Origin of the sequence: Streptomyces sp. PCS3-D2, assembly GCF_000612545.2 — a bacterium.
GTDB lineage: Bacteria > Actinomycetota > Actinomycetes > Streptomycetales > Streptomycetaceae > Streptomyces.
Genome location: NZ_CP097800.1, coordinates 1,954,267 through 1,980,312, shown reverse-complemented (window position 1 = coordinate 1,980,312; position 26,046 = coordinate 1,954,267). Strand labels below are relative to the sequence as shown.

At 72.3% G+C, this 26,046-nt stretch carries 24 protein-coding genes; 12 read left to right on the top strand and 12 right to left on the bottom strand.

The annotated features are described in order from the left end of the window. The first annotated feature begins 195 nt into the window (after positions 1-195). On the top strand, positions 196-873 hold the full coding sequence (locus AW27_RS07990; protein WP_037929721.1) for a GntR family transcriptional regulator: 678 nt from the start codon (positions 196-198) through the stop codon (positions 871-873). Positions 874-1,110: 237 nt separating this feature from the next. Here AW27_RS07990 and AW27_RS07985 read toward each other — a convergent pair whose 3' ends face one another. Beyond that, complete coding sequence (locus AW27_RS07985; protein WP_030026990.1) at positions 1,111-1,392, bottom strand: HPr family phosphocarrier protein; 282 nt, start codon at positions 1,390-1,392, stop codon at positions 1,111-1,113. Between the two features lie 185 nt (positions 1,393-1,577). Between AW27_RS07985 and AW27_RS07980 the strand changes: the two genes are divergently transcribed. From AW27_RS07980 to cutA, 5 genes are all read left to right on the top strand, one after another. Continuing rightward, positions 1,578-4,367: a bifunctional acetate--CoA ligase family protein/GNAT family N-acetyltransferase gene (locus AW27_RS07980; protein WP_037929718.1), complete on the top strand. Its 2,790-nt coding sequence runs from the start codon at positions 1,578-1,580 to the stop codon at positions 4,365-4,367. Positions 4,368-4,434: 67 nt separating this feature from the next. Beyond that, positions 4,435-5,034, top strand: coding sequence for a DUF5998 family protein (locus tag AW27_RS07975; protein ID WP_037929715.1), 600 nt, complete (start codon positions 4,435-4,437; stop codon positions 5,032-5,034). After that, positions 5,034-6,236: an alkaline phosphatase family protein gene (locus AW27_RS07970; protein WP_037929712.1), complete on the top strand. Its 1,203-nt coding sequence runs from the start codon at positions 5,034-5,036 to the stop codon at positions 6,234-6,236. Before AW27_RS07975 ends, AW27_RS07970 begins: the two co-directional genes overlap by 1 nt. Positions 6,237-6,437: 201 nt before the next feature. Next, complete coding sequence (locus AW27_RS07965) at positions 6,438-7,088, top strand: thymidine kinase (RefSeq protein WP_037929709.1); 651 nt, start codon at positions 6,438-6,440, stop codon at positions 7,086-7,088. A gap of 133 nt (positions 7,089-7,221) precedes the next feature. Continuing rightward, positions 7,222-7,539, top strand: coding sequence for a divalent-cation tolerance protein CutA (gene cutA / locus AW27_RS07960; protein ID WP_037929706.1), 318 nt, complete (start codon positions 7,222-7,224; stop codon positions 7,537-7,539). On the opposite strand, the gene AW27_RS07955 is transcribed toward cutA, so the two are convergent. Next, complete coding sequence (locus tag AW27_RS07955; RefSeq protein WP_157840321.1) at positions 7,536-8,819, bottom strand: helix-turn-helix domain-containing protein; 1,284 nt, start codon at positions 8,817-8,819, stop codon at positions 7,536-7,538. The two genes, cutA and AW27_RS07955, sit on opposite strands and share 4 nt — an antisense overlap. A 237-nt stretch (positions 8,820-9,056) precedes the next feature. Between AW27_RS07955 and AW27_RS07950 the strand changes: the two genes are divergently transcribed. The 6 genes from AW27_RS07950 to AW27_RS07925 all read left to right on the top strand — a co-directional run bounded on the left by AW27_RS07950 (position 9,057) and on the right by AW27_RS07925 (position 12,986). After that, on the top strand, positions 9,057-9,284 hold the full coding sequence (locus AW27_RS07950) for a hypothetical protein (RefSeq protein ID WP_037929703.1): 228 nt from the start codon (positions 9,057-9,059) through the stop codon (positions 9,282-9,284). Between the two features lie 199 nt (positions 9,285-9,483). Continuing rightward, on the top strand, positions 9,484-9,615 hold the full coding sequence (locus AW27_RS07945; RefSeq protein ID WP_269084601.1) for a hypothetical protein: 132 nt from the start codon (positions 9,484-9,486) through the stop codon (positions 9,613-9,615). A 19-nt stretch (positions 9,616-9,634) separates the two neighbouring features. Then, positions 9,635-10,819: a cupin domain-containing protein gene (locus tag AW27_RS07940; protein ID WP_037929700.1), complete on the top strand. Its 1,185-nt coding sequence runs from the start codon at positions 9,635-9,637 to the stop codon at positions 10,817-10,819. Further along, positions 10,816-11,709, top strand: coding sequence for an aldo/keto reductase (locus AW27_RS07935; RefSeq protein WP_037929697.1), 894 nt, complete (start codon positions 10,816-10,818; stop codon positions 11,707-11,709). Before AW27_RS07940 ends, AW27_RS07935 begins: the two co-directional genes overlap by 4 nt. Then, positions 11,690-12,520 carry a hypothetical protein gene (locus AW27_RS07930; RefSeq protein ID WP_037929694.1) on the top strand — a complete coding sequence of 277 codons (831 nt, stop codon included), beginning with the start codon at positions 11,690-11,692 and terminating at the stop codon, positions 12,518-12,520. Before AW27_RS07935 ends, AW27_RS07930 begins: the two co-directional genes overlap by 20 nt. A gap of 28 nt (positions 12,521-12,548) precedes the next feature. Continuing rightward, positions 12,549-12,986, top strand: coding sequence for an NUDIX hydrolase (locus AW27_RS07925; RefSeq protein WP_037929690.1), 438 nt, complete (start codon positions 12,549-12,551; stop codon positions 12,984-12,986). Between the two features lie 143 nt (positions 12,987-13,129). Here the strand turns inward: AW27_RS07925 and AW27_RS07920 are convergent, their stop codons facing one another. The 10 genes from AW27_RS07920 to AW27_RS07870 form a co-directional block, all read right to left on the bottom strand. Next, positions 13,130-14,413, bottom strand: coding sequence for a DUF2254 domain-containing protein (locus AW27_RS07920; protein WP_037929687.1), 1,284 nt, complete (start codon positions 14,411-14,413; stop codon positions 13,130-13,132). Positions 14,414-14,596: 183 nt separating this feature from the next. Next, on the bottom strand, positions 14,597-16,405 hold the full coding sequence (locus tag AW27_RS07915) for a cation:proton antiporter (protein ID WP_037929684.1): 1,809 nt from the start codon (positions 16,403-16,405) through the stop codon (positions 14,597-14,599). 42 nt (positions 16,406-16,447) lie between these two features. Beyond that, on the bottom strand, positions 16,448-17,503 hold the full coding sequence (locus tag AW27_RS07910; RefSeq protein WP_037929680.1) for a cytochrome d ubiquinol oxidase subunit II: 1,056 nt from the start codon (positions 17,501-17,503) through the stop codon (positions 16,448-16,450). After that, positions 17,500-18,984 carry a cytochrome ubiquinol oxidase subunit I gene (locus tag AW27_RS07905; RefSeq protein WP_037929677.1) on the bottom strand — a complete coding sequence of 495 codons (1,485 nt, stop codon included), beginning with the start codon at positions 18,982-18,984 and terminating at the stop codon, positions 17,500-17,502. The genes AW27_RS07910 and AW27_RS07905 overlap by 4 nt, the downstream gene beginning before the upstream one ends. Positions 18,985-19,015: 31 nt before the next feature. After that, positions 19,016-19,810 carry an SDR family oxidoreductase gene (locus tag AW27_RS07900; RefSeq protein WP_106967708.1) on the bottom strand — a complete coding sequence of 265 codons (795 nt, stop codon included), beginning with the start codon at positions 19,808-19,810 and terminating at the stop codon, positions 19,016-19,018. Positions 19,811-20,022: 212 nt separating this feature from the next. Further along, positions 20,023-21,603: a GMC oxidoreductase gene (locus tag AW27_RS07895; RefSeq protein ID WP_037929984.1), complete on the bottom strand. Its 1,581-nt coding sequence runs from the start codon at positions 21,601-21,603 to the stop codon at positions 20,023-20,025. A 151-nt stretch (positions 21,604-21,754) separates the two neighbouring features. Beyond that, positions 21,755-22,672, bottom strand: a complete 918-nt coding sequence (locus tag AW27_RS07890) for a cyclase family protein (RefSeq protein ID WP_037929983.1) — start codon at positions 22,670-22,672, stop codon at positions 21,755-21,757. 48 nt (positions 22,673-22,720) lie between these two features. Further along, positions 22,721-24,220, bottom strand: a complete 1,500-nt coding sequence (locus AW27_RS34385; protein ID WP_078557132.1) for a gluconokinase, GntK/IdnK-type — start codon at positions 24,218-24,220, stop codon at positions 22,721-22,723. Between the two features lie 6 nt (positions 24,221-24,226). Further along, positions 24,227-24,667: a DUF7144 family membrane protein gene (locus AW27_RS07875; protein ID WP_052031335.1), complete on the bottom strand. Its 441-nt coding sequence runs from the start codon at positions 24,665-24,667 to the stop codon at positions 24,227-24,229. Between the two features lie 14 nt (positions 24,668-24,681). Next, positions 24,682-26,043, bottom strand: coding sequence for a chloride channel protein (locus tag AW27_RS07870; protein ID WP_037929671.1), 1,362 nt, complete (start codon positions 26,041-26,043; stop codon positions 24,682-24,684). Positions 26,044-26,046: the final 3 nt, after the last annotated feature.

The window sequence follows — 26,046 nt, the reverse complement described above, 5'->3', positions numbered from 1 at the left end:
CCGTCGGGCCCGGCGCACGAAGCACAGCTCCACGAAGACCCCGCCTCCCGAGCCGGGGTCTTCGTGTTTTTGTGCTTCGGTGCAATGTTTCGGATTCCTGCCCGCTCTCGAAATTTTGCTGTGCTGCAATAGAGTCGTTGTGTGCGCGGCTGCGCGCACGGGGGTTGGCGGTCGGAATTAGACGGAGGTTCGGTCTTGCGTATTCCTGCGCACGCGGTATGCACGGCAATTCGCGACGACATCGTCTCCGGGGTGTTCGAACCGGGCGGTCGGCTGACCGAGGAGGTGCTGGCCCGCCGGTACGGGGTCTCGCGCGTCCCGGTCCGCGAAGCCCTCCGGACGTTGGAGTCCGAGGGCTTCGTGACCACGCGGCGGCACGCGGGGGCCTGTGTGGCCGAACCGACCGCCCAGGAGGCGGCGGATCTGCTGGAGCTGCGGATGCTGCTGGAGCCGCTGGCCGCGGCCAGGGCCGCCCGGCGCCGCACGGACGCGCACCTCAAGGTGCTGCGGGGGCTGGTCAGGCTCGGCCAGGAGCGAACCAGGCGGGGCCAGGGTGAGGACCTGCGGGCGCTGGGTGGCTGGTTCCACGAGACGCTGGCGCAGGCCTCCGGAAGCCCCGGATTGATCGCGCTTCTCACGCAGATGCGGCACAAGGTGGCGTGGATGTTCGTGGTGGAGGCGCCCGCCCGGCCTGCGGAGTCCTGGGCGGAGCACGGCGCGATCGTGGACGCGGTGGCCCGCGGGGACGCCGAGCGGGCGCGGACGCTGGCCGCGGTCCACGCCGACCGGGCGGCCGCCGCGCACCGGCTGCGGCAGCGCCCGGCGGTGAGCACTTCGCAACCTGCCGTAAACATGTCGAGCCTACGGCATTAACAAGAGCCGTATACAAAGGACGGAATCGCGCGAATTCGGTGCGCGATTCAATATGCCCGGCCGAATTGTGTGGAGCGGACGGAATGCCGCGCGATGCGGTCGGGTCGGCCGCTTTTCGCCGGGCGGAATTTCCCCGGGGCCGGTCTCTTCGGCCCGGGCGCCGCACCACGCCGAAGCCGCGACCCCGTGGGGCCGCGGCTTCGCCGTACGCGGGGTGCGGGGTGAACCCGAAGGGTCTCAGACGGTCTCGGGGAGCTCTTCGAGGCCCTCGGCGACCAGCTTCGCGAGGCGGTCCAGTGCGGCTTCCGCGCCCTCGGCCTCGGAGGCGAGGACGATCTCCTCGCCGCCCTGGGCGCCCAGGCCCAGTACCGCCAGCATGGAGGCGGCGTTGACGGGGTCGCCGCCGGACTTCGCGATGGTCACCGGGACGCCGGAAGCGGTCGTCGCACGGACGAAGATCGAGGCGGGACGAGCGTGCAGGCCCTCGGCCCAACCGACGTTGACGCGGCGCTCTGCCATGGTGATGCCCTTCAGGTTCTTACGGTTGTCTAGACCAGTCTCTCACGGCATCCCGCATGCTCCGACCGACCTTCGGCCTGAATTCCGCCGCTCGCCGACGCTCCCCAGCTTGCACCGTTTTGTCACTTCTTGTCTCCTGCGCCGCGCGAGCGCTGTCCGGCCCGGTCCGGCCGTAAGGTAGGCGCATGACCATAGAGTCGGACCTGTCCTACCCGGCCCACTGGGAAGCCGACGTCGTCCTCCGCGACGGCGGCACCGCCCGGATCAGGCCCATCACCACCGAGGACGCCGGCCGGCTCGTCAGCTTCTACGAGCTGGTCTCGGAGGAGTCGAAGTACTACCGCTTCTTCGCGCCCTACCCCCGCCTCTCCGCCCGCGACGTGCACCGCTTCACCCACCACGACTACGTGGACCGGGTGGGCCTCGCCGCGACCGTCGGCGAGGAGTTCATCGCCACCGTCCGCTACGACCGCATCGGCGCCGACGGCCGACCCGCCTCCGCTCCCGCCGACGAGGCGGAGGTGGCCTTCCTCGTGCAGGACGCCCACCAGGGCCGCGGGGTCGCCTCCGCACTCCTCGAACACATCGGCGCGGTGGCCCGCGAGCGCGGCATCCGTAGGTTCGCCGCCGAGGTGCTGCCCGCCAACACCAAGATGATCAAGGTGTTCACGGACGTCGGCTACGAGCAGCGGCGCAGCTTCGAGGACGGCTCCGTCCACCTCACCCTCGACCTCGAACCCACCGCCGAGTCGCTCGCCGTGCAGCGCGCCCGGGAACAGCGCGCCGAGGCCCGCTCCGTGCAGCGTCTGCTGGCCCCCGGCTCGGTGGCCGTCGTCGGCGTCAGCCGGTCCGGCGCGGGCGTGGGCGCGGCCGCGCTGCGCAACCTGCGCGACAGCGGCTTCCACGGACACCTCTACGCCGTCAACGAGGCCGTCACGCGCGACCTCCTCGACGGGGTGCGGGCCTACCGCTCCGTCGGGGACATCGGCGCCCCCGTCGACCTCGCGGTGATCGCGGTCCCGGCCGACCGGGTCCCCGACGCGGTCGCGGCCTGCGGCGAACACGGCGTGCAGGGGCTCGTCGTCCTCTCCGCCGGATACGGGGACAGTGGCCCGGCCGGACTGGCCCGCCAGCGCGAGTTGCTGCGGCAGGTGCGCTCGTACGGGATGCGGCTCATCGGACCCAACGCCTACGGGGTGATCAACACCGCCCCGGAGGTGGAGCTCAACGCCTCGCTCACCCCCGCACCGATGCCGGTGCGCGGCCGGACCGGTCTGTTCACGCAGTCCGGGGCCATCGGGATCGCCCTGCTCTCGGCGCTGCTCCGGCGCGGCGAAGGCCTGTCCTCCTTCGTCTCCGCCGGGAACCGTGCCGACGTCTCCGGCAACGACATCCTCCAGTACTGGTACGAGGACGAAGCGACCGACGTCGCCCTGCTGTACCTCGAAACCCTCGGCAACCCGAGGAAGTTCACCCGCCTCGCCCGCCGGACGGCGGCCGTCAAGCCGGTGGTCGTCGCCAAGGGCGGCCGGCACACCCCCGCCGGGCACGTCGTCCCCGGCACCCGGCTGTCGGAGGACACCGTCTCCGCCCTGCTGCGGCAGGCCGGCGTGATCCGGGTCGACACGGTCACCGAGCTGGTGGACGTGGGCCTGCTGCTGGCCTCGCAACCGCTGCCCGCCGGCCCCCGGATCGCGATCCTCGGCAACTCCGAGTCGCTCGGGGTCCTGACCTACGACGCCTGCCTGAACCAGGGCCTGAAGCCGCTGCCGCCCCTGGACCTGACGACCGCCGCCTCCCCCGAGGACTTCCGCACCGCGCTGGCCGCCGCCCTCGCCTCCGACGACTGCGACGCAGTCGTCGTCACCGCCATTCCGTGGGTCAGCGAGCACGCCCTCGCCGACGACCTGGCCGACGCGCTCCGTGAGGCGGTCGCCGGGGCTCCCGGCAAGCCCGTGGCGGTCGTGCACGTGGAACTGGCCGAGCTGGTGCGGGCCCTGTCCGCGACCCGCGGACCCACCGCCGAGTCGCCGGACCGCTCCGCCGGGGACAGCCCCTGGACCCCGGCCGCCCTGGCGGCGACCGCTCCCGCCACCGCCGACCCGGAGCGGATCCCCAGCTATCCCGCCGCCGAGCGCGCCGTGAAGGCCGTCGCGGAGGCCGTGCGCTACGGCCAGTGGCGGCGGGCCCTCGCCGACGCCGGCCAGGTCCCCGAGTACGAGGACATCGACGAGGCAGGCGCCGCGACCCAGCTCGCCGCCCTGCTCGCGGACGTCGACGGCGGGGCCGTACTGACCCTGAGCGACGGGGACGCCCGCGAACTGCTCGCCCGCTACGGCATCCAGGTCCTGCCCACCCTTCCCGCACCCAGTCCCGACGCGGCCGTCCGGGCGGCCGCCGTCCTGGGCTACCCGGTCGCCCTCAAGACCACCGCCCCGCACCTGCGCCACCGCGCGGACCTGGGCGGCGTACGGCTCGACCTGACGGGCGAGGCCGAGCTGAGGCGTTCGTACGAGGAGCTCACCGACGCCCTGGGCAAGCCGGCCGAGCTCCGGCCCGTGGTCCAGACCATGGTGCCGCGGGGCGTCGACACCGTCGTCCGGTCCGTGATCGACCCGGCCGCGGGCGCCGTCCTGTCCTTCGGGCTCGCCGGGGTGGCCTCCGAGCTGCTCGGCGACACCGCCCACCGGCTGGTCCCGGCCACCGACCGGGACGCCGCCGGACTGATCCGGTCCATCCGGGCGGCACCCCTCCTCCTGGGCTGGCGGGGCAGCGACCCGGTCGACACCCCCGCCCTGGAGGACGTGCTCCTGCGGCTGTCCCGGCTCGTCGACGACCATCCCGAGGTGATCGGTGTCAGCCTGGAGCCCGTCGTCGCCGGCGTCGAGGGGGTCTCCGTCCTCAGCGCCACCGTCCAGGTCGCCCACCCGCCCGTCCGGAGCGATCTCGGGCCGCGGACCCTCCCCAGCTACTGAGTGGGTACGGCCACCGGGCGGGTACGGCGCGGCATGACGGCACCCGGGGGGCCTTACCATTGACCCCATGGCGAAATCCGGTACGACGACCCAGGGGCTGCGCACGGCGATCGAGCGCAGCGGCTACTACCCGGCCCTCGTGGCCGAGGCGGTGGAGGCCGCGGTGGGCGGCGAGCCGATCGCGTCGTACCTGGTCCACCAGGAGACGACCTTCGACTCCAACGAGGTGCGCCGCCACGTCACCGTGCTGGTCCTGACCGGCAACCGCTTCATCGTCAGCCACACCGACGAGCAGGCCGCCGACGCAGGGTCCCCGTCCCCGTACGCGACCACCTCCACCGAGTCGGTCAAGCTCTCCAGCATCTCCTCCGTGGTGCTGAGCCGCGTCGTCGCCAACCCGGAGTCCTACACCCCCGGCACCCTGCCCCGTGAGGTCGTCCTGACCATCGGCTGGGGCGCGGTCTCGCGGATCGATCTGGAGCCGGCCGCCTGCGGCGACCCCAACTGCGACTCCGACCACGGCTACACCGGCAACTCCACCGCCGACGACCTCAGCCTGCGGGTCAGCGAGGCCGGCGACGGACCGGAGGCGGTGCGCCAGACCCTGCTCTTCGCGCAGGCCCTCTCCGAGGCGACCGCGGCGACCTCCGCCACCTCCGCCCGCTGATGGTGTATTCCGCACCGCAGGACTGGACCGAGCCGGAGCTGCTGGACCTGGCCGGCGCACCCGTCCCGGAGTACGGTGCCGGGTCGCTCGCCGACCTGCTGCCGACGCTCGTGGCCGGGCAGGGCGTGCCCGGCTACGCCCCCGCCATCGCCGAGCTGACCCCGGCCGACCGCAACTGTGTGTTCCTCGTCGACGGCATGGGCTGGGAGCAGATCAAGGCCCACGCGGACGAGGCGCCCTACCTCGCCTCCCTCCTCGGCAGTTCGCGCGGCGGCACCGGGCGCCCGATCACCGCGGGATTCCCGGCGACCACCGCCACCTCGCTGGCCTCCGTCGGCACCGGGCTGCCGCCGGCCCGCCACGGCCTGCCCGGCTACGCCGTGCGCAACCCGGCCACCGGCGAGCTGATGAACCAGCTCCGCTGGCACCCGTGGACGCCGCCGAAGCCGTGGCAGCCGTACCCGACGGTCTTCCAGGAGGCCGACAGGGCGGGCGTGGCGACCGCCCAGGTGTCCTCGCCCGCCTTCCAGACCACCCCGCTGACCAAGGTGGCACTCAGCGGCGGCACCTTCCTGGGCCGGATGACCGGTGAGGAGCGGATGGACGTGGCCGCCGAACGCCTCGCGGCCGGTGACCGCTCGCTCGTCTACACCTACTACAGCGAGCTCGACGGGGTCGGCCACCGGCACGGCGTGGACTCGGACGCCTGGCGCGGGCAGCTGATGTACGTGGACCGGCTGGTCCAGCGGCTCGCGGAGCAGCTGCCGCCGCGCACCGCGCTGTACGTGACCGCCGACCACGGCATGGTCGACGTCCCCTTCGACGAGGACGCCCGGATCGACTTCGACGAGGACTGGGAACTGGGCGCGGGTGTCGCCCTGCTCGGCGGCGAGGGCCGCGCCCGGCACGTGTACGCGGTGCCGGGCGCGGAAGCCGACGTGCTGACCGTGTGGCGCGAGGTGCTCGGGGACCGCTTCTGGGTCGCGAGCCGCGAGGAGGCCCTGGAGCTGGGCTGGTTCGGTCCGCCGGGGGAGTGCGACGAGCGTGTCCTCGGCCGGATCGGCGACGTGGTCGCGGCGGCCCATGCCGACGTCGCGATCACCGCTTCCCGCAACGAGCCCAACGAGTCGGCCCTCGCCGGAATGCACGGCTCCATGACTGCCGCGGAACAGCTCGTACCGCTCCTCGAAATCCGCACCTGACCGGTCCCCGCTCGCCGAGCCGCCCCCGATCCGCCCACGACCCGAAAGGTCCGTACTTCCCATGCCCGAGCTGGTGTTCTTCTCCGGAACGATGGACTGCGGAAAGAGCACCAACTCGCTGAGGAATCCGCCATCTCACGCAGGGGCCGCCGACCATCGCTGCCCCACGGTCTGCCCGCCCCGAAAGGTCACCCTCCTCTGATGTCCGAATTGGTATTTTTCTCCGGCACCATGGATTGCGGGAAGAGTACTTTGGCGCTCCAGATCGGGCACAACCGGTCGGCCCGCGGGCTCCAGGGTGTGATCTTCACGCGCGACGACCGTGCGGGCGAGGGCAAGCTCTCCTCGCGCCTGGGCCTGGTGACGGAGGCGGTCGAGGCCACCGAAGGCATGGACCTGTACGCGTACCTCGTGAACCAGTTGTCCACGGGCGGCAAGGCGGACTACGTGATCGTGGACGAGGCGCAGTTCCTCGCTCCCGAGCAGATCGACCAACTGGCCCGGATCGTGGACGACCTCGATATGGACGTGTTCGCCTTCGGCATCACCACAGACTTCCGTACGAAGCTGTTTCCCGGCTCTCAGCGTCTGATCGAGCTGGCCGACCGCATTGAGCAGCTCCAGGTCGAAGCCCTGTGCTGGTGCGGAGCCCGAGCCACGCACAACGCCCGGACGATAGAAGGCGAGATGGTGGTCGAAGGTGCCCAGGTCGTCGTCGGCGACGTCAACCGCCCGGCGGGGGAGATCGGTTACGAGGTCCTCTGCCGCCGGCACCACCGCCGCCGCATGACGAGTGGTTCGGCCCAGGCCGGAGCCCTCTCCCCGGACGTCCTTCCCGTCAACCACGCCTGACAAAGAAGCTCCGGACTAGGGTCGGGGCTTCTTCGGTGGTGAGGGTGCTGTCATCGTCCAAGGCGTCCAACAGCTGGATGGTGTTGGCCTTGGATCCAGGCGAACGCCACCATGGGGCGGGTACGTTGCCCCTATGGCTGACTTCTTGATCGTGATCACGACCGTCGACAATCAGGACGCCGCGCGGAAGCTGTCGCGCTCGGCAGTGGAGGCGAACCTGGCCGCTTCCGGGCAGGTGACCGGGCCCATCGAGACGACGTACCGGCACCTCGGAGAGGTTTCCGAGGGGACCGAGTTCCAGGTGGCCTTCCGTACGGCCGGTGACCGGCGCGAAGCGCTGGAGAAGCACTTGGTGGACAACCATCCCTACGACTCGCCTGAGGTCATCGCGTTCACGATCGACGCCGGCCCTGCCGAGTACCTGGACTGGATCACGCGGGCCACCCGCTAGCCCTTGGCCCGTTCCAGTAGCGCACCGACCGGGGCGAGGGACCGGTGGGGCTCCAGTCGCTTGACCATCAGGCGGGCCCGCACCATCGGCCGGATCGATGTGAGGCCCTCGGAGAGGTCGAACACCCGGGTCGTGATCGCGGTCGCGTGTTCGATCTCGCCGGCGTCCAGGTAGGCCGCCGCCAGCCACGACAGGTAGAGCGCCTTGTCTCGGGACCGGGAGTCGTCGTACCGGCCCAGGGCGTCCTCCAGGGCCGGGATCGCCCGCAGGGGCCGGTGCAGCTCCGACCAGCACCTGCCCGTCATGATCGCGATCTCGTCGCGGTCCACCCAGTACGCCCAGTCGGGGCCCGGCTCGTCGCCGGGCTCGTGGATCGCCTCCTCGGCGAGGCCCAGCGCGTAGTCCGCTTCCCGGGCGTTGCCGGAGGTCGCGTGCTGCCATGCCAGTCGGTCGGCCAGCAGTGCCCGTACGACGGGTGCCGTTCCCGAACCGAGAGCCTCGTACGCGGCCGTGGCGAAGCGGATCCCGGAGTCGCCGCCCACGGTCCATTCGAGGTACGCGAGGAAGGCCAGCGAGTTGCCTTCCAGGGAGCTATCTTCGGCAGCGCGTGATGCGGCCAGGGCCGTCATGTAGTGCCCGCGGGCCTCCTCGTACTGGCCCGCGTCGTATGCCGCCCAGCCGGCGAGTTGGGCCTGTTCGGCGATGATCCCGCGAAGGCCCCTGCCGGTCGTCTCGCTGTAGACCCCCTCGTCAGCCAGTCGGGTCGTGGTCGCCAGCTCGCGGACGTACATCTGGTAGGTGTCGCCACCGCCCACGAAGTCGTCGAGGCGCCGGAGCCGGGCGGTGCGCTGGCTCAACTGCCGTGGAACGTCAGCTCCGAGCCTCCGTCCCGACGAGAGCAGGGAAGAGGGCTGTATGACGGCGATCCCGGCACCGGCCGAAGCCGTCATGAATCCGCGGCGGTCGAACACTTCGTTCTCCTGGTGGGTCTGGTCCTTCTGCTCCTGTCGGCGAAGACGCCGGGCGAGAGCGACGGCCCGGCGGAGCTCCTCCTCCGGTACGCCGAACTCCGCGGCCAGTAGCGCCCGTGAAGCCGGGTCCGGCAGCCGCTCGTGGGTCTCCCACCTGGAGACGGCGCCCTGCTCCAGCGGGTACCCCCGCCGGGCGGAGAGATCGGCCGCCAGACCTTCCTGCGTGCGTCCGCCGGCCATGCGGAGGCGCCGCAGCAGCGGCCCGATCGGCTCCACGCCGTCGCCCTCGTTCGTGGTCATCATCGCCATCCCCCGACCGTCGGCAGAGCCCTGATCCCAGCCTGGCCATAAAACCTGGCCATGTCCCCGGAATGGCCATGCCTTCTGGCCCATCCATCCAAACGCGTACGGCAGTTGACTGGTCACAGCCGCCTGGGAAGGGCGGCCTCCCCCTCGCAGCGGGCCGCAAGGCCGTACCCCATGTCGCACCTGCGGCCCGCTGCGTCCCCCGGAGCGAAGAGCCAGCCCGAGCCCAAGGAGAGAGCCGTGGCCCCTCAGATCCGCCCGCGCCAGCGTCAGACCGTGCCCGGTTGGGTCAGCGAAGGTACGCCGGTCTTCGACCCGCTGGAAAACCGGCGGGGCATCGTCCAGTTCATCGGCGAGTACGAAGACCCAGCCACCCGTGTCTCGTACGCGAACGCGGTCTTTGCTCGGCCCGAGGGCGGAGGCTCGGAGTGGATCGTCAAGGACCCGTCCAGCCTGGAGCGGGGCTGAACCGCAGGGCCCTGCGGGGGTGCGCCAGCAGCTCGCAGTCCTCGTCTACATCGCGGTCACCTGCGTCCTGGTGGTCGTTCTCGCCCTCGCCGGCGATACCGCGCCCTGACCCCGTGGGTGCACGCGCAGCACCATCCCCGCCCCCAGACTTCCCGCAGGAACCCCTGCGGGCGCATCAAAAATCAGGAAGGAGTACGGGATGAACGAGAACGCTCCCACCGAGCAGGCCAGCGGTCTGCTGATCAGTGTCCGCCGGATCAACGCGGCGCGGTCGCGCGCCGAAGAGGCTTCGGACAACACCGGTGGCAAGTCGGACATGAACGACACCTGATCGACCGAGGAGACCCACGGTGATTGATTCCGCATCGTGGGCACAGCGTCTGGGCGGGGACACGTTCCTCGCCCGGACGTGTTTCCGCGCCCACACAGTGATCCGTTCAGCCGGCGCCGCCGGTCCCACCCTGCTGACCTGGGACGACATCAACGAGATCGTTGCCGCACACCGGCTGGAGCCACCCCGTATGCGCCTCTCCCGCGCCGGGGAGGCGGTCCCCGCGACGGCTTACTCCGTCCTGCGCACGAACCGGCGCGGGGTGTCCTGGTACCAGCCCCAGCCCGCCGAGTTCCACGCGCGCCTCGCCGAGGGCGCGTCCCTTGTCATCGACGCGATCGACCAGATCCACCCGCCCGTTCGCGAGGCCGCCGCCGGCCTCGAACGGTTCTTCCGGACTCCCGTCCAAGCCAACGCGTACGCCTCCTGGACGTCCGAAGAGGGCTTTGGTACCCACTGGGACGACCACGATGTCGTGGTCCTCCAACTCGAAGGCTCCAAGCGGTGGAAGATCTACGGACCCACCCGGCAGGCCCCCGCCTGGCGCGACGTCGAAGCTCCCGAGGCCCCGACGGGCGAGCCGATCGCGGACATCGTCCTGACGCCCGGCGATCTCCTCTACCTGCCGCGCGGCTGGTGGCACGCGGTGAGCGCCGACCAAGGCACCGCATCGCTCCACCTCACCTTCGGACTGGCCACGCAGACCGGGGCAGAGTTCCTCGGATGGCTGTGCGACGACCTCCGGACCAGCGCAACCGTCCGCTCTGACGTCCCTCGTTTCAGCACCCCCGAGGAGCGGGCGGACTACCTGGGCGCCGTACGCAAAGAGGTGCTTGCCGCTCTGGAGGGCCCGGCGGTTCTGGACCGGTGGGAGAGGTCGCTGGACACCACACACCCGGGTCAGCCGCGCCTTTCCCTGCCGTACCTGGCGACGGTTCCGCCCGAGACCGGGATCACCGTCCAGGTCACCGTGCCCCGTGCCCGGGTGGACCAGGATGCCGAGGCGGTGTCCTTCTCCGGCGCCGGGCGCGAGTGGACTTTCGCGCTGCCCGCCGCTCCGCTGCTGCGCCGCCTGGCCGCCGGGCTGCCGGTCACACTCGGAGACCTCGCCACCGCATCCGGACTCACCGTCGCCCAAAGCGCCGAGATCGTCTCGGCCCTGGTAGGCGGACAGGCCGCCGCCGTGATCGGGGCACCCAGGTGACCGCAACCCTCGGCCTCGGGACGTACCGGGTGCGCGCTGTCGAGGAGCCGGCGCGCGCTGCGTGTTCCGACGGGCTGGTGTGGCTGGACACCGCACCCAACTACGCCACGGCCCACCAGGCACTCGGCCCGGTCATCGCCGACCATCCCCGCGCCATGGTCGCGACGAAGAGCGGCTTCTTCACCCGGCAGGAGGGCGAGGCCGCGGTGGCGGCCGGAGTCCTCCCACCCGAGGAAGCCGCCGTCGGCCACAGCCTCCACCCCGGCTTCGCCCGCTGGCAGACCGATCGCTCCCTCGCGGCCCTGGGCCGCGCCGACATCGTGTTCGTCCACAACCCCGAGCACGCCCATCAGGACCGTGGGGTGCTGCACGCGCGGCTGCGCGACGTGTTCTGCGTGCTGGAGGAGTACGCCACCGCAGGCCGCATCGCCGGGTACGGAGTCGCCACCTGGTCCGGCTTCCAGCACGAGGCATTCACCGTCTCCGAACTCCTCGGCCTGGCCAAAGAGGCCGCCGGATCGGGTGAACACCATCTCGGCGCGATCCAGCAGCCGGTCAGCCTCGTCATGGTCCGCCCGATCGCGCTCGCCCTCGGTGGGCGGGGTCCGCTCGTCCAGGCTCGCGCCGCTGGCCTGCTCACCTTCGGCTCCTCACCCCTGCACGGCGGCGAACTCCTCGACTTGGCCACACCCGAACTCGCCGAGTTCATCCGACCCGGCACCAGCACGGCCGCCGCCTGTCTCCTGGCTGCGGCGTCCTGCCCGAGCCTGGACGTGGTACTGCTGTCCGCCAGTACGCCGCAGCACTGGAAGGCCGCCAAGGAGGCCATTGCCTCGCCGCTCGAACCGGTCCAGCTCAGGAGGGTCACCGATGTATTCGCCCAAGGATGAGACCACCAGGGCCCGCATGGAGGACGCGCTCGCCACCGCCTCCTCACACCTGGCCACCGCCCCGACGGGCCCGCTGTCCTGGGGATGGCTCGGCCGGACTGTCGGCTCTCGCACCGAGAACGGCCACTGGCTCCGCGTCCACTGCGGTGAAGCTGCAAAGACCCCCACCACCCGGAACGAGGGCATCGCGCTCGCCGAGGAACGGGTCTCGGACAAGGTGTCCCGCCCCCACCTCCACGACCTCTACCGATGGGAGGCCGGGGAGTACGTCTTCGAGGCCGAGTTGATCGACTACGTCGCCCAGCCCGTCATCTCTCCGGAAACCCCCGACCTTACTGAGGACCCGGGTCTCCCGGACTCCTGGTGGGCGACGCTGCGGGAGAGCCTGGACGCCCTCAGTGCCGCCGAGCCGCCCCGCGAGACCATCCGCCAGTCCTGGGCGGACCGCGTGTTCCCGGAGTTCCTCGGCATCCCCGCGCCGACCATCACCGAACGCGTCACGGGCCACGCAGATCTCCAGTGGGCCAACCTCACCCACTACCCCCTCGTCATCCTCGACTGGGAACGCTGGGGAGCCGTCCCCGTCGGCTACGACCCGGCCATGCTCTACGTCAACAGCCTCCGCGTCCCCGCCGTCGCCGCACGCATCCGCACCGAGTTCGCCGATGTCCTCGACACCCCCGCCGGCCGGATCGGCGAACAGGTCGCTCTCGCCGAAATGCTTCAGGCCGTAGGCCGTGGTTGGTACGTGGAGCTGGCTCCACTGCTGCGCCGGCGCGCGGAGGAAGTGACGGGCATCCTTCCTCGCTGAGCGCCAACAACTAGGGAGACAGGCCGACATGATCGAACGAGTCCGAGCCGTCCTCGTCACCGCGGACGACACGATGCTGGTCATCCGCCGCACCAAGCCCGGCCTGCCCGCGTACTGGGTGCTGCCCGGTGGTGGCGTCGAGGAGAGCGACGAGTCCCGGGAGGCCGCCCTCCACCGAGAGATCCACGAGGAGATCGCGGGGAAGGCCGACATCGTCCGCCTCCTGCACACGATGGAGTCCGACGACGAGCGTCAGCTCTTCTACCTCGCCCGCATCGCCACCTGGTCCTTCGAGGGCCGCACCGGCCCCGAGTTCAGCGCCGAAGGACGCGGCGAATACGCCCTGGAGGAGATCCTGCTGACCATGGAGGGGCTGGATGGCATCGACCTGAAGCCCGAGGAGATCGCCCACGTTCTGCGGGGCGCTATCGGCGTCGGCACGCTCGGGGCTGGGGTCGTGGCCTAGGAGGCTCCTGGGGATCGTGGTCCGCCCCGGTGCACGCGCGACCGTGCGCGCCGGGTCGCGGGCGTCGTGGCCAGGAGCCGGGGCACGTGCCGGACGGTGCCCGACCGCATCCCCGGGGTGGCGCCGGTCACCTGCGGCGCCGGTCACCTGCGGCGGGGGCGGGCGCCGATGCCCTGGCAGTCGGGGGTGCGGGCCAGCGCGCGGCGGGCGGGGTCGGTGTACTCGCGCTCGACCGACGCGCGCAGCAGGGTCAGTTCGGTGCGGACAGCCGGCAGACAGCCGGGCGGCAGCGCCGTGAGCAGGCCCTCCAGCAGCGAGCGGAGCCGTCGGCAGATCTGGACGGACCTGACGCCGTACTCGCGGATCTCGGTGACGGCCAGCTGGAGGTAGTCCTCCCAGTCCCGGCCTTGGACCACCAGCCGCGGCGTGCCGTGGCGGTCGCCCAGCACGTAGCGGCTGCGCGGACCGGCCCGCCCGACCGCGTGGAGGATCGCCTCGATCTCGTTGAGCACCTGGACCGCGGTGGTCGGGTCGTTCACGGCGGGGGACAGCGCCCGGACGGCGATGTCGACGAGGACCCGCAGCGCGAAGGCCGGGTCCTGCTCGATGGTCCGCTCGGAGCCGAAGGCGATCAGCCCGGCCACCTGCCGCTGCTCGGGGGCCGGGTTGCCGCCGTGGATCTCGACGACGACCGCGCCCGGCGGCACGTAGTCCCCGACCAGGCGGGTGACCACAAGGACGCAGTCGTGGCGCGCCGCCAGGGCCGTCAGCTTCTCCGGGTGGAACGCCTGGATCACGCCGCCGTGCTCGGCGGGTACGTACGTGACCGCACCGCCCGCGGCCTGCGCCGCGGGGTCCCAAGGGCGTGCGGTCGCGTCGCGGATCGTGGCCTGCGCGCGGACCAGGACCGTCTCGCCCATCCGTCCGACCAGGCCGGCGATGGCCACGGGGCGCAGGTTGTGGGTGAAGCGGTTGAGGTAGACCAGCAGCAGCAACAGGCTGACGGACACGGCCGCCCCGGCCATGGTGACTCCGAGGTCGGGCACGGAGTCCGGCTCGATGGTGCGCAGCAGGGCGAAGGAGAAGGAGAAGGTCCCGGTGAAGGTGGCCAGCACCGCCTTCTGCAGCCGGTCGCGGTACCACAGGCGCATGTAGCGCGGGGACAGGGTCCCCGTGGCCTGCTGGACGACGAGCACCCCGATCGTGACGACGAATCCGAGCAGGGCGATCATGGCGCCGACGATGGCGGTCAGCACGCCGGCGGCCGTCGAGGCGGAGTAGCGCCAGCCGGCCGGGAGCCATGGCGTGGCGTCCATGGTCACGGCCCACTCCGCCAGCAGTACGCCGAGGACCAGGCCGAGCAGCGGCACCATCCACAGGCTGGCCTTCGTGTACTGCAGCAGCCGGAACCGGGAGGCCCAGGACATCAGGGGCCGCAGCGGGAATCCGGTCGCCCCACGGGCGCCTGCGTACGTCGGTGCGGCAGCGGCACGGGTGACCTCCGGCCTCCGGATCGGGGTGCGGGATACGGGGTGCGGGGTGCGGGGTTCGGGGTTCGGGACGCCTTCCGTCCCACAGTAAGACCGGCACCCGGCCGCCGCATGCGCCCGTCACCCGGAACGCCCCTCGGCGGGCTCCGGGCCGGCCGGCGCGGGCGGTACGGGACCGAGCAGGACGAGGGTGTCGTCCTGCGACGGGGCGACGTCACCGGACCGGCTCTCGGTGACCGCGTCGAGCCTGCCGTCGAAGCGCACCACGAACAGCGTCTCGCAGTCCGCCGGGACCGGCCGGGCGGCCGACTGCACCAGGTACCGGGCGCCCTGCCGATAGCGCTCGGCCAGGACGTGCCGCACCAGCCGGGAGCCGAAGAGGACCTCGCCGCCTGCGCTGGGGGCGACGACGCCGAGACCCTTGTCGTGCGGGGGCCCGACCCGGTACACGGGGCCCTCGACGTTGCCCTCGGCCATGACCGCGGCGAGGGCGTTGAAGTTGTCGTCGTCCGTGCACAGGAAGACGGTGGTGACGCCCTCCAGGCGGGCGCGCGGGTCGGAGGCCGCGGCCAGCAGCTCGCCCCGGGCCAGTTCCAGCCCGGCGTCCCTGATCCGATCCCGTTCGTCCTCGCTGCCGGCCCACATCAGCACGTCGAGCCCGGCCGCCCGCAGGGCCCTGCCCAGGTCGACGACCCAGTGGTCGCCGCCCACCAGCAGCGGGCGCGAGCGGGACGGGCGGACGACACCGAGCCTGCGGGCCACGGGAGCGGCGGTCAGCGCGTAGAGCAGAACCGTTCCCACGATCACCAGGAAGGTGACGGGGAGGATCTTCGAGGCGCCGGCCAGACCCTGGTCGGAGAGGCCGGCGGCGAAGGCCGAGGCCGTGGAGGCCGCGACGATCCCGCGCGGCGCCATCCAGCCGATGAACCTCCTCTCCCCGCGGGCCAGCTCCGACTTCCCGGTGGAGACGAAGGCCACGAGCGGCCTGACGACCAGAACCAGGAACGCGATGAGGACGAGGGAGGGGAGCAGGACCGGCGTCAGGGACGCCGGGGTCACGGTCGACGAGATCGAGACGAACAGCAGCCCGATGATCAGCTGGACGAGCGTCTCGAAGAAGGGCCTGCGGGCGGGCATGTCGAAGCCGGGGAGGTTGGCGACCGCCAGCCCGGTGACCGTCGCGGCGATCAGCCCGGTGTCGTCTCGGACGATGTCGCACCCCGCCGCCACGATGATCACCACGGCCAGCTGGGCGATCGTACCGAGCGTCTCGCCGAGCCGCATGACGTGCAGCGTCAGCCACAGCAGGGCCAGGCCCACCGCGCCGCCGACCAGGCCGACGCCCATGCTGATCGCGAACTGGCCCAGCTGGTGGCCCCGGCCCACTTCGGAGTGCGTGGAGGAGACGCCGTGGAAGACGAGCGCGCCGAGGATGCCTCCGATCGGGTCGATCAGCGTCCCCTCCCAGACCAGGATGCGCCGCAGCGTGTCGGTGGGCCGCACGTAGTCCAGCAGCGGCCCCACCACCGTCGGGCCCGACACCACGAGGATCACGCCCAGCATCGTGGCGCTGGCCAGCGACATGCCGAACAGCGCGGGTGCGACGGCTGCGACGGCCAGGAAGGTGACGAGGACACCGGCCACCAGCAGCCTGCCGACGATCCCCCGGGTGCGGCCGGTGAGGTGGCGCAGGTCGAGCCCGAGCCCCGCGTCGTAGAGGATCACCGCCACCGCCAGGGAGACCAGGGCGGAGAAACCGGGCCCGAGCAGGTCGTTCGGGTGGATGACGTCGGTCAGCGCCCCCGTGACGAACCCGGCGGGCAGCAGCAGGAGCAGCGCGGGCACGCGCAGCTTCGCGGCGAGGATCTGGGAGGCGGCGGCCAGCGCCACCGTCAGGGCGATCCCGAGGAGGAGCCGGTCCCCGGTCACGGAGGCGTTCCAACACGGCCGCCCGTACCCGGCGGGCGGCCGTCAGCCCCCATCGGCGCTCTTCCCCGGTTCGGCGCCGCCGCGCCGCAGGTCGGCGTCGCCGAGCGACTCCAGTTCGCCGTGCGTGTCCAGCCAGTACAGCAGGACGAGGGCCGGGGCGACGACCACCAGGGCGACCAGCGTGACGAACGCCAGCCAGGTCAGGGTGGAGGGAGCCCCCGCCGCGTCGGCGACGGTCAGCGAGGTGGGGATGAGGTAGGGCCGCTGGGCCATGCCCCAGGCCAGGACGGCCGACGCGACGACCCCCACGGCCGTGACACGCACCCAGGTCCCCGGCGGGCGCAGGAGCAGCCATGCCGTGGCGAAGGTGGCCGCCGCGGCCAGCAGGACGAAGAGCAGGCCCATGCCGTGGGTGAGGCCGTGCCACACGTGCGGGGCGTCGGTGCGCGTGACGAACAGCGCGACCACGGCCAGCACGGCGACCGCCGCGAGCGCCGCCAGCGCCCGCCCCCGGAAGTGGTCGACGAGGTCGGGCGCGCCGAAGCGGCGGGCGTCCCCGGAGAGGAACACGGCGCCGAGGAAGGCCGTGGTCGCGATGGCCAGCAGCCCGAACAGCAGCGAGGTGGGGTTCGACCAGGCCTCGGCCGAGGCCTCCGTGCCGAGCGCGACCCGGCCCGAGGCGATGCCGCCGACGGCCGCGCCGAGGAAGAAGGGAGTCACCAGCGAGGACACGGCGAACACGCTCCCGAACAGCCGCCGCCCGGCGAGCCGCCGCGAGGCCTTGCGGAAGGCGAAGCCCGCACCGCGCAGGACCATGCCGACGGCGGCCAGGGCGAGCGGCACCCACATCGCGGAGAACACCGTCTGGAAGAAGACCGGGAACCCCGTCCACATGATGACGAAGATGAAGATCAGCCAGACGTTGTTGACCTCCCACACCGGGGCCATGGCGTGGTCGATGAGCCATCGCTGCCGTTTGCCCCGCTGCGCCCCTCCCGCGGTGAGGTCCCAGAAGCCGGCGCCGTAGTCGGTGCCGCCCGCGCAGGTGTAGGCGGTCACGGCGAGCAGCAGCGCGAAGGCGATGACGTCGGCGGTCACGGGCGGCCGTCCCCGGGGGCTGATGACGATGAAGACGACGAGGGCGGCGGTCCGGACGGGACGGGGGAGCGCGGCCCGTACGGGGTGTCCGCCTCCGGTGCCTCGACGGCAGGCCCCGCCCCCTGCTGCGCGTCGGCGAGACGCCATCGGGTGCGCATCGTGAGCAGGACGGCGAGGAACGCGCCGAAGACGAACACGTACACCACGATCACCAGTCCGAACATGATCCACAAGGTCGTCGAGCGGGTCGCGGTGACCGCTTCGGCGACCCGCATGTTCTGGTAGACGATCCACGGCTGGCGTCCCACCTCGGTGGTCACCCAGCCGCATTCCACGGCCACGACGGACGCGACGCCCGCGCAGGCCGCGCTGCGCCAGAACCAGGGGGAGGCCGGCAGCCTGCGGTGCCGCAGCCAGACCACGGCGTACCAGAGGGCGAGCAGCACCAGTACGGACCCGATCACGACCATGAGGTCGAAGGCCCAGTGGGCGATGGTCGCCTGGGTGGCGTTGGGGCGGTCGCTCTCCGGGACGGAGGCCAGCCCCATCACCTTGGTGTCCGGGCTGAAGCCGGCCAGGATGGAGTCGAGCTGGGGGATCTTGATGCCGCCCGAGACCGTGCCGTCCGGGTGGAGCCGGCCGAAGATGTACTCCGGCATGTGGGTGTCGGTCTCCCACACGATCTCCATGGCGGCGAACTTCACGGGCTGCTTGTGGAACACCTGCCGGGCGATGGAGTCGCCCAGGAAGAACTGGATCGGGGTGGCGATCGCGGCGACGGTGAAGGGGATGGTGAAGCCGAGCCGGTGGTAGTGGTCCCGGCGGCCCCGCAGCCATCCGACGGCGTAGACACCGGCCACCACGTATCCGGCGGTCAGCAGCATCGCGACCACGAAGTGCCAGTACTGCGGCCCGAACATCGGGGTGAAGATCGCCTTCCAGATGTTCACGTCGACCGGGTTGCCGGCGGAGTCGAGGGTGAACCCGCGCGGGGTGTTCATCCACGAGTTGGCGGCCAGGATGCCGAACGCCCCCATCAGCGCGGCAGCCGGCAGCGGGAGCCCGAGCAGGAAGTGCGTACGGGGTTTCAGCCGGCGCCAGCCGTAGAGGTAGATGGCGATGAGCACCGCCTCCAGGAAGAACGCCCACCCCTCGACACCGAAGCCGATGCCGAACACGTCACCCCACTTGCCCATGAGCCCCGGCCAGAGCAGGCCGAACTCGAAGGACAGGACGGTGCCGGTGACGACTCCGACGGCGAACTGCACCGCCATCACGGCCGACCAGCGCCGCGCCAGCAGCAGGGCGGTGGGGTCGTCGCGGCGGATTCCCCGGTAGTGCATCAGCAGGGTGATGAACGGCAGGGCCACCCCCATCGGCACCAGGATGATGTGCGAGGCCAGGGTGAAGGCCATGAGCTGCCGGGCCGGGAGCAGCTGGGCCGGCGCGTCCGCCGCCAGCAGGAGAACCGTGGTGTGCATGCGTGCCTTCGCTGGGAGCCGGGGAGGGGAGTCAGCCGCCCGTGGCGAACCCGGGGAAGAGGGTCATCCCGCCGTCGACGTAGAGGGTGGTCCCCACCACGTAGTCCATGAGGTCGGAGGCGAGGGCGACGACCGCGTGGGCGATGTCGTCCGGATCGCCGATCCGGTCGTAGGGGATCAGCTTCAGCAGGTCCTCACGGGCCTGCTCGGTCTCCCAGGCGCCGCGGTTGATCGGCGTCTTGATGGCCCCGGGGGCGACCGCGTTCACCCGGATCTTCTGCGGTGCGAGCTCCTGGGCCAGGGTCTCCATCATCATCTGCACGCCGCCCTTGGAGGAGGCGTAGTTGACGTGGCCCGCCCACGGGATGACCTGGTGGACCGAGCTCATACAGATGATCTTCCCGGCCGCCCGGGACACCTCGGGGACGACGCCGCGCCGCAGGAACTCCCGCGTCGCCTCCCGGGCGCACAGGAACTGCCCCGTCAGGTTGACGTCCAGGACCTTCTGCCACTGGGCGAGGGTCATCTCGGTGAACGGGGCGTCCCGCTGCAGGCCGGCGTTGGCGACCAGGATGTCGATCGTGCCGAACTCCCGGACCATCCGGTCCATCATGGCCACGACCTGGTCCTCCTGGGACACGTCCGCCTCGTACGCCGCCGCGCGCACCCCGAACGAGGCGATCTCCCGGACGACCGCCTCGGCGGACTCCCGGTCGGCCACGTAGTTGACCACCACGTCGGCGCCGGCCCTGCCGAGTCCGATGGCGGTCGCCTTCCCGATACCGGAGTTGGCGCCGGTGACCAGCGCCTTCTGACCCTTCAGCAGATGAGCCGGAATCACACCCTGCGGTGCGCCCACGGTGGAATCCACGTTGTGCTGCCTCCTCGACGAGCGGGCCCCGGCACGCCCCGACCGCAGCGGGCCGGACCGACCGCCCACGTAATCACCGGCCGTGGCGGGGGACCTGCCGGGCGGGCGCCGGTTGCGCCGTTCGGCCGAGGATCTTCCTCCGGTCGGCGCAGACCCGGAGGCCGGGGTCAGTTCAGCCGGGCCAGGAGGTGGTCGCCGACCCGCAGGGCGTTGGCGATGGCGGTCAGGGACGGGTTGACCGCGCCGATGCTCGGGAAGAAGCTCGTGTCGACCACGTAGAGGTTGTCGAGGTCGTGGGCCTTGCAGTTGACGTCCAGGGCCGAGGAGGCCGGGTCCGTGCCGAAGCGGACGGTTCCCGCCTGGTGCGCGGTCGCCCCGATCGGCATTCCCTTGTGCAGGTAGATGCTGTGCGGCAGCAGGTGGTGCTCGTGCATGCCCAGGTGTCCGAGCATGCCCTGGAGCTTGTGCCGGAGCCGGTTCAGGCCCTCCGTGTTGTTCTTCTCGTCGAGCGCGAGGTGGATGGCGCCGGCACCGTCCAGGGTGACGCGGTTGTCGGGCATCGGAAGGTCCTCGCCGCACAGCCAGAAGTCGACCGCGTGGTGCGCCAGCACCTCGAAGGGCATGTCCGGCGTGACCGCCCCGGCCCAGCGCGGCGCCTCCCCGTGAATCTGCGCGGCGTCCGACTTGCCGAGCATCTGGATGCCGCCGAGCGGGAAGTCCCAGTCGTCCGCTCCCAGGTACCAGTCGTGCAGCGCCAGGGTCTTCTGGAATTGCGTGGGGTTGGGCTCCCTCGACACCGCCATCAGGGCCAGGTTGTTGTGCCGCATGTAGTGCCGGCCGACCACGCCGGAGCTGTTGGCCAGCCCCCGGGGATGACGGTCGCCGGCCGAGGCCAGCAGCAGGGCGGCGGAGTTGACCGCCCCGCAGGAGACGACCACGACGTCCGCGCGGAACCGGGTCTCGGAGCCGTCCGCGAGCCTGGCGACGGCGGCGGTGACACTGCGCCCCGACGCGTCGGTCTCCAGCCGGACCACGCGGGCATCGGTGATCAGCTCCACGTTGGGATGTTCCAGGGCGGGTTCCACGCAGACCACCTGGGCGTCGGACTTGCCGCGCACCAGGCAGGGGAAGCCGTCCACCCGATCGCAGCGGATGCACGCGCTGGAGGGGGCGGCCCGCCCGTCGGCGTCCTGGACGAGGTCGACCCCGATGGGCAGGTGGAAGGGGTGCAGTCCCTTCCGCTCCAGGTCGTCGCTCAACTGCTGGATGCGTGGCTCGTGTGCGACCGGAGGGTGGGCGTACTGCGCGCTCACCGGCCCCTCGCCCGGGTCCTCCCCGTGCCGCCCGTGCACCCGGTAGAGGTGCTCGGCCTGCGTGTAGTACGGCTCCAGGTCCTCGTACCGCAGCGGCCAGGCGGGGGAGATGCCGCCGTGGTGCCGGATCTCGCCGAAGTCCTCGGGCCGCAGCCGGAAGAGGGCGGCTCCGTAGAACTTGGTGTTCCCGCCGACGTAGTAGTTGACCTCCGGCGGGAACGCGTTGCCGTGCTGGTCGAACCAGAACTCCGGAGCCCGGTACTTGCCCTTGACGAACACGGCGCTGGAATCCCAGTTGTCCCGCTCCCGCGGCAGGTAGCCGCCGCGTTCGAGGAGGAGCACGCGCTTGCCGGAGGGGGCCAGCCGGTGGGCGAGGGTGCCGCCCCCGGCGCCGGTGCCGATGATGATCACGTCGTAGTGGGGAGAGTCGCCCACGTCGACCACCGTCCTTGGGCTCGTGGCCCCGTCCGTCGGACCGGAGCCTGCCACTCCGCGGAGCGGAGACCCAGCATTCCCACCCATTCGAAGCTAGCCGCCCGCGAGCCGGTCGGCGACCGGGCCGGGCCCGCCCCGGGGCGGAGCGCCGTCACAGCACGGCGATCGGGTTCACCGGAGAGCCGGTGGCGCCCGGCAGCCGCAGCGGCGCGACCACGCACAGGAAGCTCCACCGGCCGGCCCGCGCGCAGGCCCCCGCCAGTTCTTCCAGCTGCAGGTAGTCCATGAGGTGCACTCCCATCGCCTGCACCGCCAGGACGTGCACGGGGAAGGCGACGTCCGCCACCGCGCTGGGCGCGGTGTCGTTGTTGCCGTCGCCGCCCAGGACGGCGACCTCCCGTTCGGCCAGGAACGGCATGGCGGAGGGGTGCAGGCCGGCGCGCGCCACGGCCGCCTCCCACGGCCCGAGCTCCCTGCGGCGGCGCCGGTGCCCCACCCGTACCAGCAGCAGGTCCCCGGGGCCGACGCGGACCCCCTGGGCGGCCTCCGCGGCCGTCAGGTCGTCCGCCGTCACGTGCTCCCCCGGCTCCAGCCAGGGCACGTCCCGCAGGCGCGGAACGTCCAGCAGCACACCCCGCCCGACGATGCCCTCGCGGACCAGGTCCACGGAGAGTGACCGGACCTCCGGGGCGGCCGGGTCCCCGGCCGGGACCCCGCCGTGCAACTCGCCGTCGAACAGCACGTGGTTCAGCGCGTCGAGGTGGCTGTCGGCGTCCCCGTGGACGTTCATGGCGAACCGGTCGAGGGCGAAGTGCAGTCCCGGGGCCCCGGCCTCGCCGGGTGCGGGCCCCGTCATCCGGTGCTGGGCCGGCTCCGGGTCGTCCGGGCCCGGCCGGGTCTCGATCGGCGCCGCCAGGGACACCGTACGGCCGAGCCGGACCCCGGCCGCGGCCGCGGCCACACGGGCGGGTGTCAGATGGCGCAGCGCCCCGCGCCGCACGCCGTCCGGGCCGGGCCGGGCCGTCCCGCGCAGCCGCTCGTACAGCATGCGGAAGTCCTCGGCGCTCATGAGCCGGGGGACGGGCGGTGCGGGGTGCCGGGTCATCGGATCGCCGCCTCAGCCGGTGGCCGTCCAGGGGCGCAGACCCCAGCGCAGCGTATGGCCGGCCCCCGGTTCCAGGACGGTCAGCCCGCTGCCGGTGCGGAAGGCGTCCGCCGGACAGGACATCGCCTCCACGGCGACACCGCGACGGCGCCGCCCGGGCTCGGCCAGCGTGTCGCCCGTGTAGACCTGCACGTACCGGGTGCCCTCGCCGAGCCACAGGTCGGTACCGCGGTGGCCCGCCGGGTGCGCCAGCCGGACCACGGCCCGCCCGTCCGCTTCGCGTGCGAGCCCGGTGAAGGCGGTGTCCAGCGCTCCCGCACCGATGGGCCGGGCGGAGCGGAAGTCGTACTCCGTGCCCGCGACGGGCACCTCGCCGGTCGGTAGGCCCTCGTCGTCGGCGGTCAGCCGGTGGCGGGCGGGCACGGTCAGCAGTGCCGTGTCGACGAGACCGGTGCCGACCGTCAGGTACGGGTGCTGCCCCACGCCGTACGGGGCCCGCGCCACGCCCGTGTTGACGGCGCGGACCACCACCTCCAGGCCGTCGTCGTCGAGCCGGTACTCGGCGAACACCTCCAGCAGGAAGGGGTATCCGGGCTGTGGGTGAAGGGTGGTGCCCACCCGCACGGCGTTCCCGGAGTGGGCGAGCAGCCGCCACGGGGTCCAGCGCAGCAGCCCGTGGATCGCGTTGTGCCGCTCCGGCTCGCTCAGGGGGAGCTGCAGGTCCGCTCCGTCGAAGTGATAGCGTCCGCCGCCGACCCGGTTGGGCCAGGGTACGAGGATCTGGCCGCGCCCCGAGGTGACGGGCTCATCGGCGGCGAACCCGTCCAACAGGGCCACGCCGTCGGCCTCGTAGTGGCGCAGGGCGCCGCCGAGTTCGACGACGAAGGCGCGTTGCCCGCCGTGACGCAGCTCCCACTGCTCACCCGTCGGGCCTGCGGACCGGGGCGTCTGTGCGGACATGGGAGCCTCCTCGGACGGCGGGGAAGGGGCGGAGAGGCCCAGCAACGAGAGCGCGGCCGCCGCCACGGCCCGCGGCGGCTGGTCGACCTCCACGATCACGGGGTGCTCGTCGGGTCCCGGTTCCTGGAGGTCGGCGAACTGGCTGTCCAGCAGGGCCGGCGGGAAGAAGTGGCCGTGCCGGGCGCCCAGCCGGGCCTGTACGAGCTCCGGCGTGCCGTGCAGGTACACCAGGCGCGCCCCGGGCCGCCCGCGCAGCAGCCGGTCCCGGTAGGAGCGCTTGAGCGCCGAGCAGGTGACGACGGCGGGGCGGTGCGCCCCGGCCTCCTGGTCCATCCAGGCGCCGATGGCCGCCAGCCAGGGAGCCCGGTCGGCGTCGTCAAGGGGGTGTCCGGCGGCCATCTTGGCCCGGTTGGCCGGGGAGTGGAACTCGTCTGCGTCCCGGTGGGGCCAGCCGAGTCGGTCGGCGAGTAGCCGGGCCACCGTGGTCTTGCCCGACCCGGACACGCCGACCACGAGCACCAGGGGAGTCGGCCGCGCGGCTTCCGCCGGCACCGCGGCTCAGTCCTTCGTCGGACGGGGGGCCGTGCACAGCGCCCAGACGATCAGGCCGTCGACGGCCAGGAGTACCAGGGTCCGCAACGGCGCGTACGGAAGCCACATGAAGCCGGAGACCATGCTGAGACCCGCGAACACGATGCCGACGACTCGGGCCCACAGGGCGCCCCGGAGCACGGCGATTCCGGCGCAGAAGAGGACGACGCCCAGGACGAGCTGGACCCAGCCCCAGCCCGTGAGGCCGAACGCGTAGGCGTAGTCCGGGGTGGAGAGGAAGACCTCGTCCCCGGCGATCGCGGAGATGCCCGAGGACAACGTCGCCAGGCCGCCGAAGACCATCAGGAACCCGGCGAAGTACAGCCAGCCGTCCAGGGCGCCCAAGCCGGCCCTGCCGGCGGCCGGCGCAGCGGCCTTCGGCCGGACTCCGCTCACGTGATCTGCCATGACGTGCTCCTTCCTCACTTCGCTCCGGCCCCGCGGGTCGCGACCGGCAGGCCCACTGGCGCCACCTCGGGCCCGGGCGGCAGCAGTTCGGTGACCACGAAGGCGACCACGGACGCGAGGATGATCACGGGGATCATCGCGCCGCTGCCGAGCAGGAGCACGACGAGCACCACGCTGCTGACCGGGATCCGCAGCGCGCACGTGGTGGCGGCGGCCATGCCGGCCGCGAGGCCCGGAATGACGCCCAGCCCCGGCAGTGGCGCGAACAGCAGACCCGCGGCCGCTCCCAGGAACAGGGCGGGGAAGACCGGCCCGCCGCGCAGGCTGCCCAGGCAGAGCGCGTACGCCGCGCCCTTGCACAGCAGGACCGCGATCAGCGCCCCGATGCCCCAGGCCTGCGGATCGGCGGCCATGTCGGCCATGACGGCCTGGCCCGACGAGGCGACGTCCACCGGGGAGTTGCCGGTGACCAGCGCGTAGAGCGCTGCGGCGGCACCGGCGGCCACGGCGCAGACGGCCGTGTGGGCCACGGGCCGCCTGGCCACGTACACGGAGGCGAACCGGCCGCCGGCCAGCACCAGGTGCATGAAGACGCCCAGGACGACCGCCAGCAGCAGTGACCACAGCACGTCGGGGGCGTCGAGGCGGGGGAAGGGGCCGTCCAGGTCCAGCTTCAGGCTGCCCGTCGCCAGGCCCGTCCAGCGGCCGAAGCCGGTGAACACGAGCTCGCCGACCCCGCTGGACAGCAGCGCCGGCAGCATGATCGCGAAGAGTTGCGGTCCGCCCACCCCGGCCACCTCCATCAGCAGCACGGCGCCGATCAGCGGGTTGCCGAAGATCGCGGAGATGGCCGCGGCCGCCCCCGCCGCGCCCAGGATCGCCGTGCTCTGCGGGGTCGTGGGCGCCTGGGCCAAGTCCCGGAACAGCAGCGCGAGCCCGCCGCCGAGTGCGATCAGCGGGGCCTCCGGGCCGAGGGCCGCACCCAGCGGCAGGCTGAGCACCGCCGCCAGGATGACGCCGGGCAGCGCGGCCGAGGTGGCCCCTCCCGCGTGCAGCCCCGAGGCGGGGATGTGGCCGCCGGCGCCGGGCATGCGGGTCACCACCAGCCCGACCAGGACGCCGGCCAGCAGCAGCAGCGGCACCGGCCACCACCAGGGTGGGCCGCTCCAGCCGAGCGCCTCCGGAAGATCGGCCCACACCAGGTGCTCCAGCTCGTGCAGGGCGACCAGGAACCAGAACGCCGCCAGGGAGACCGGGATGCCGATGAGCGCACACAGGACGAGGAGCTTGAGGTAGCCCGGCGTGCGCAGCATGTCCCGCAGCCGGTCGCCCTCCGGGGGCGGCTCGGCGGGCGCCGGGGTGCGCGGTGCCGTCATGGG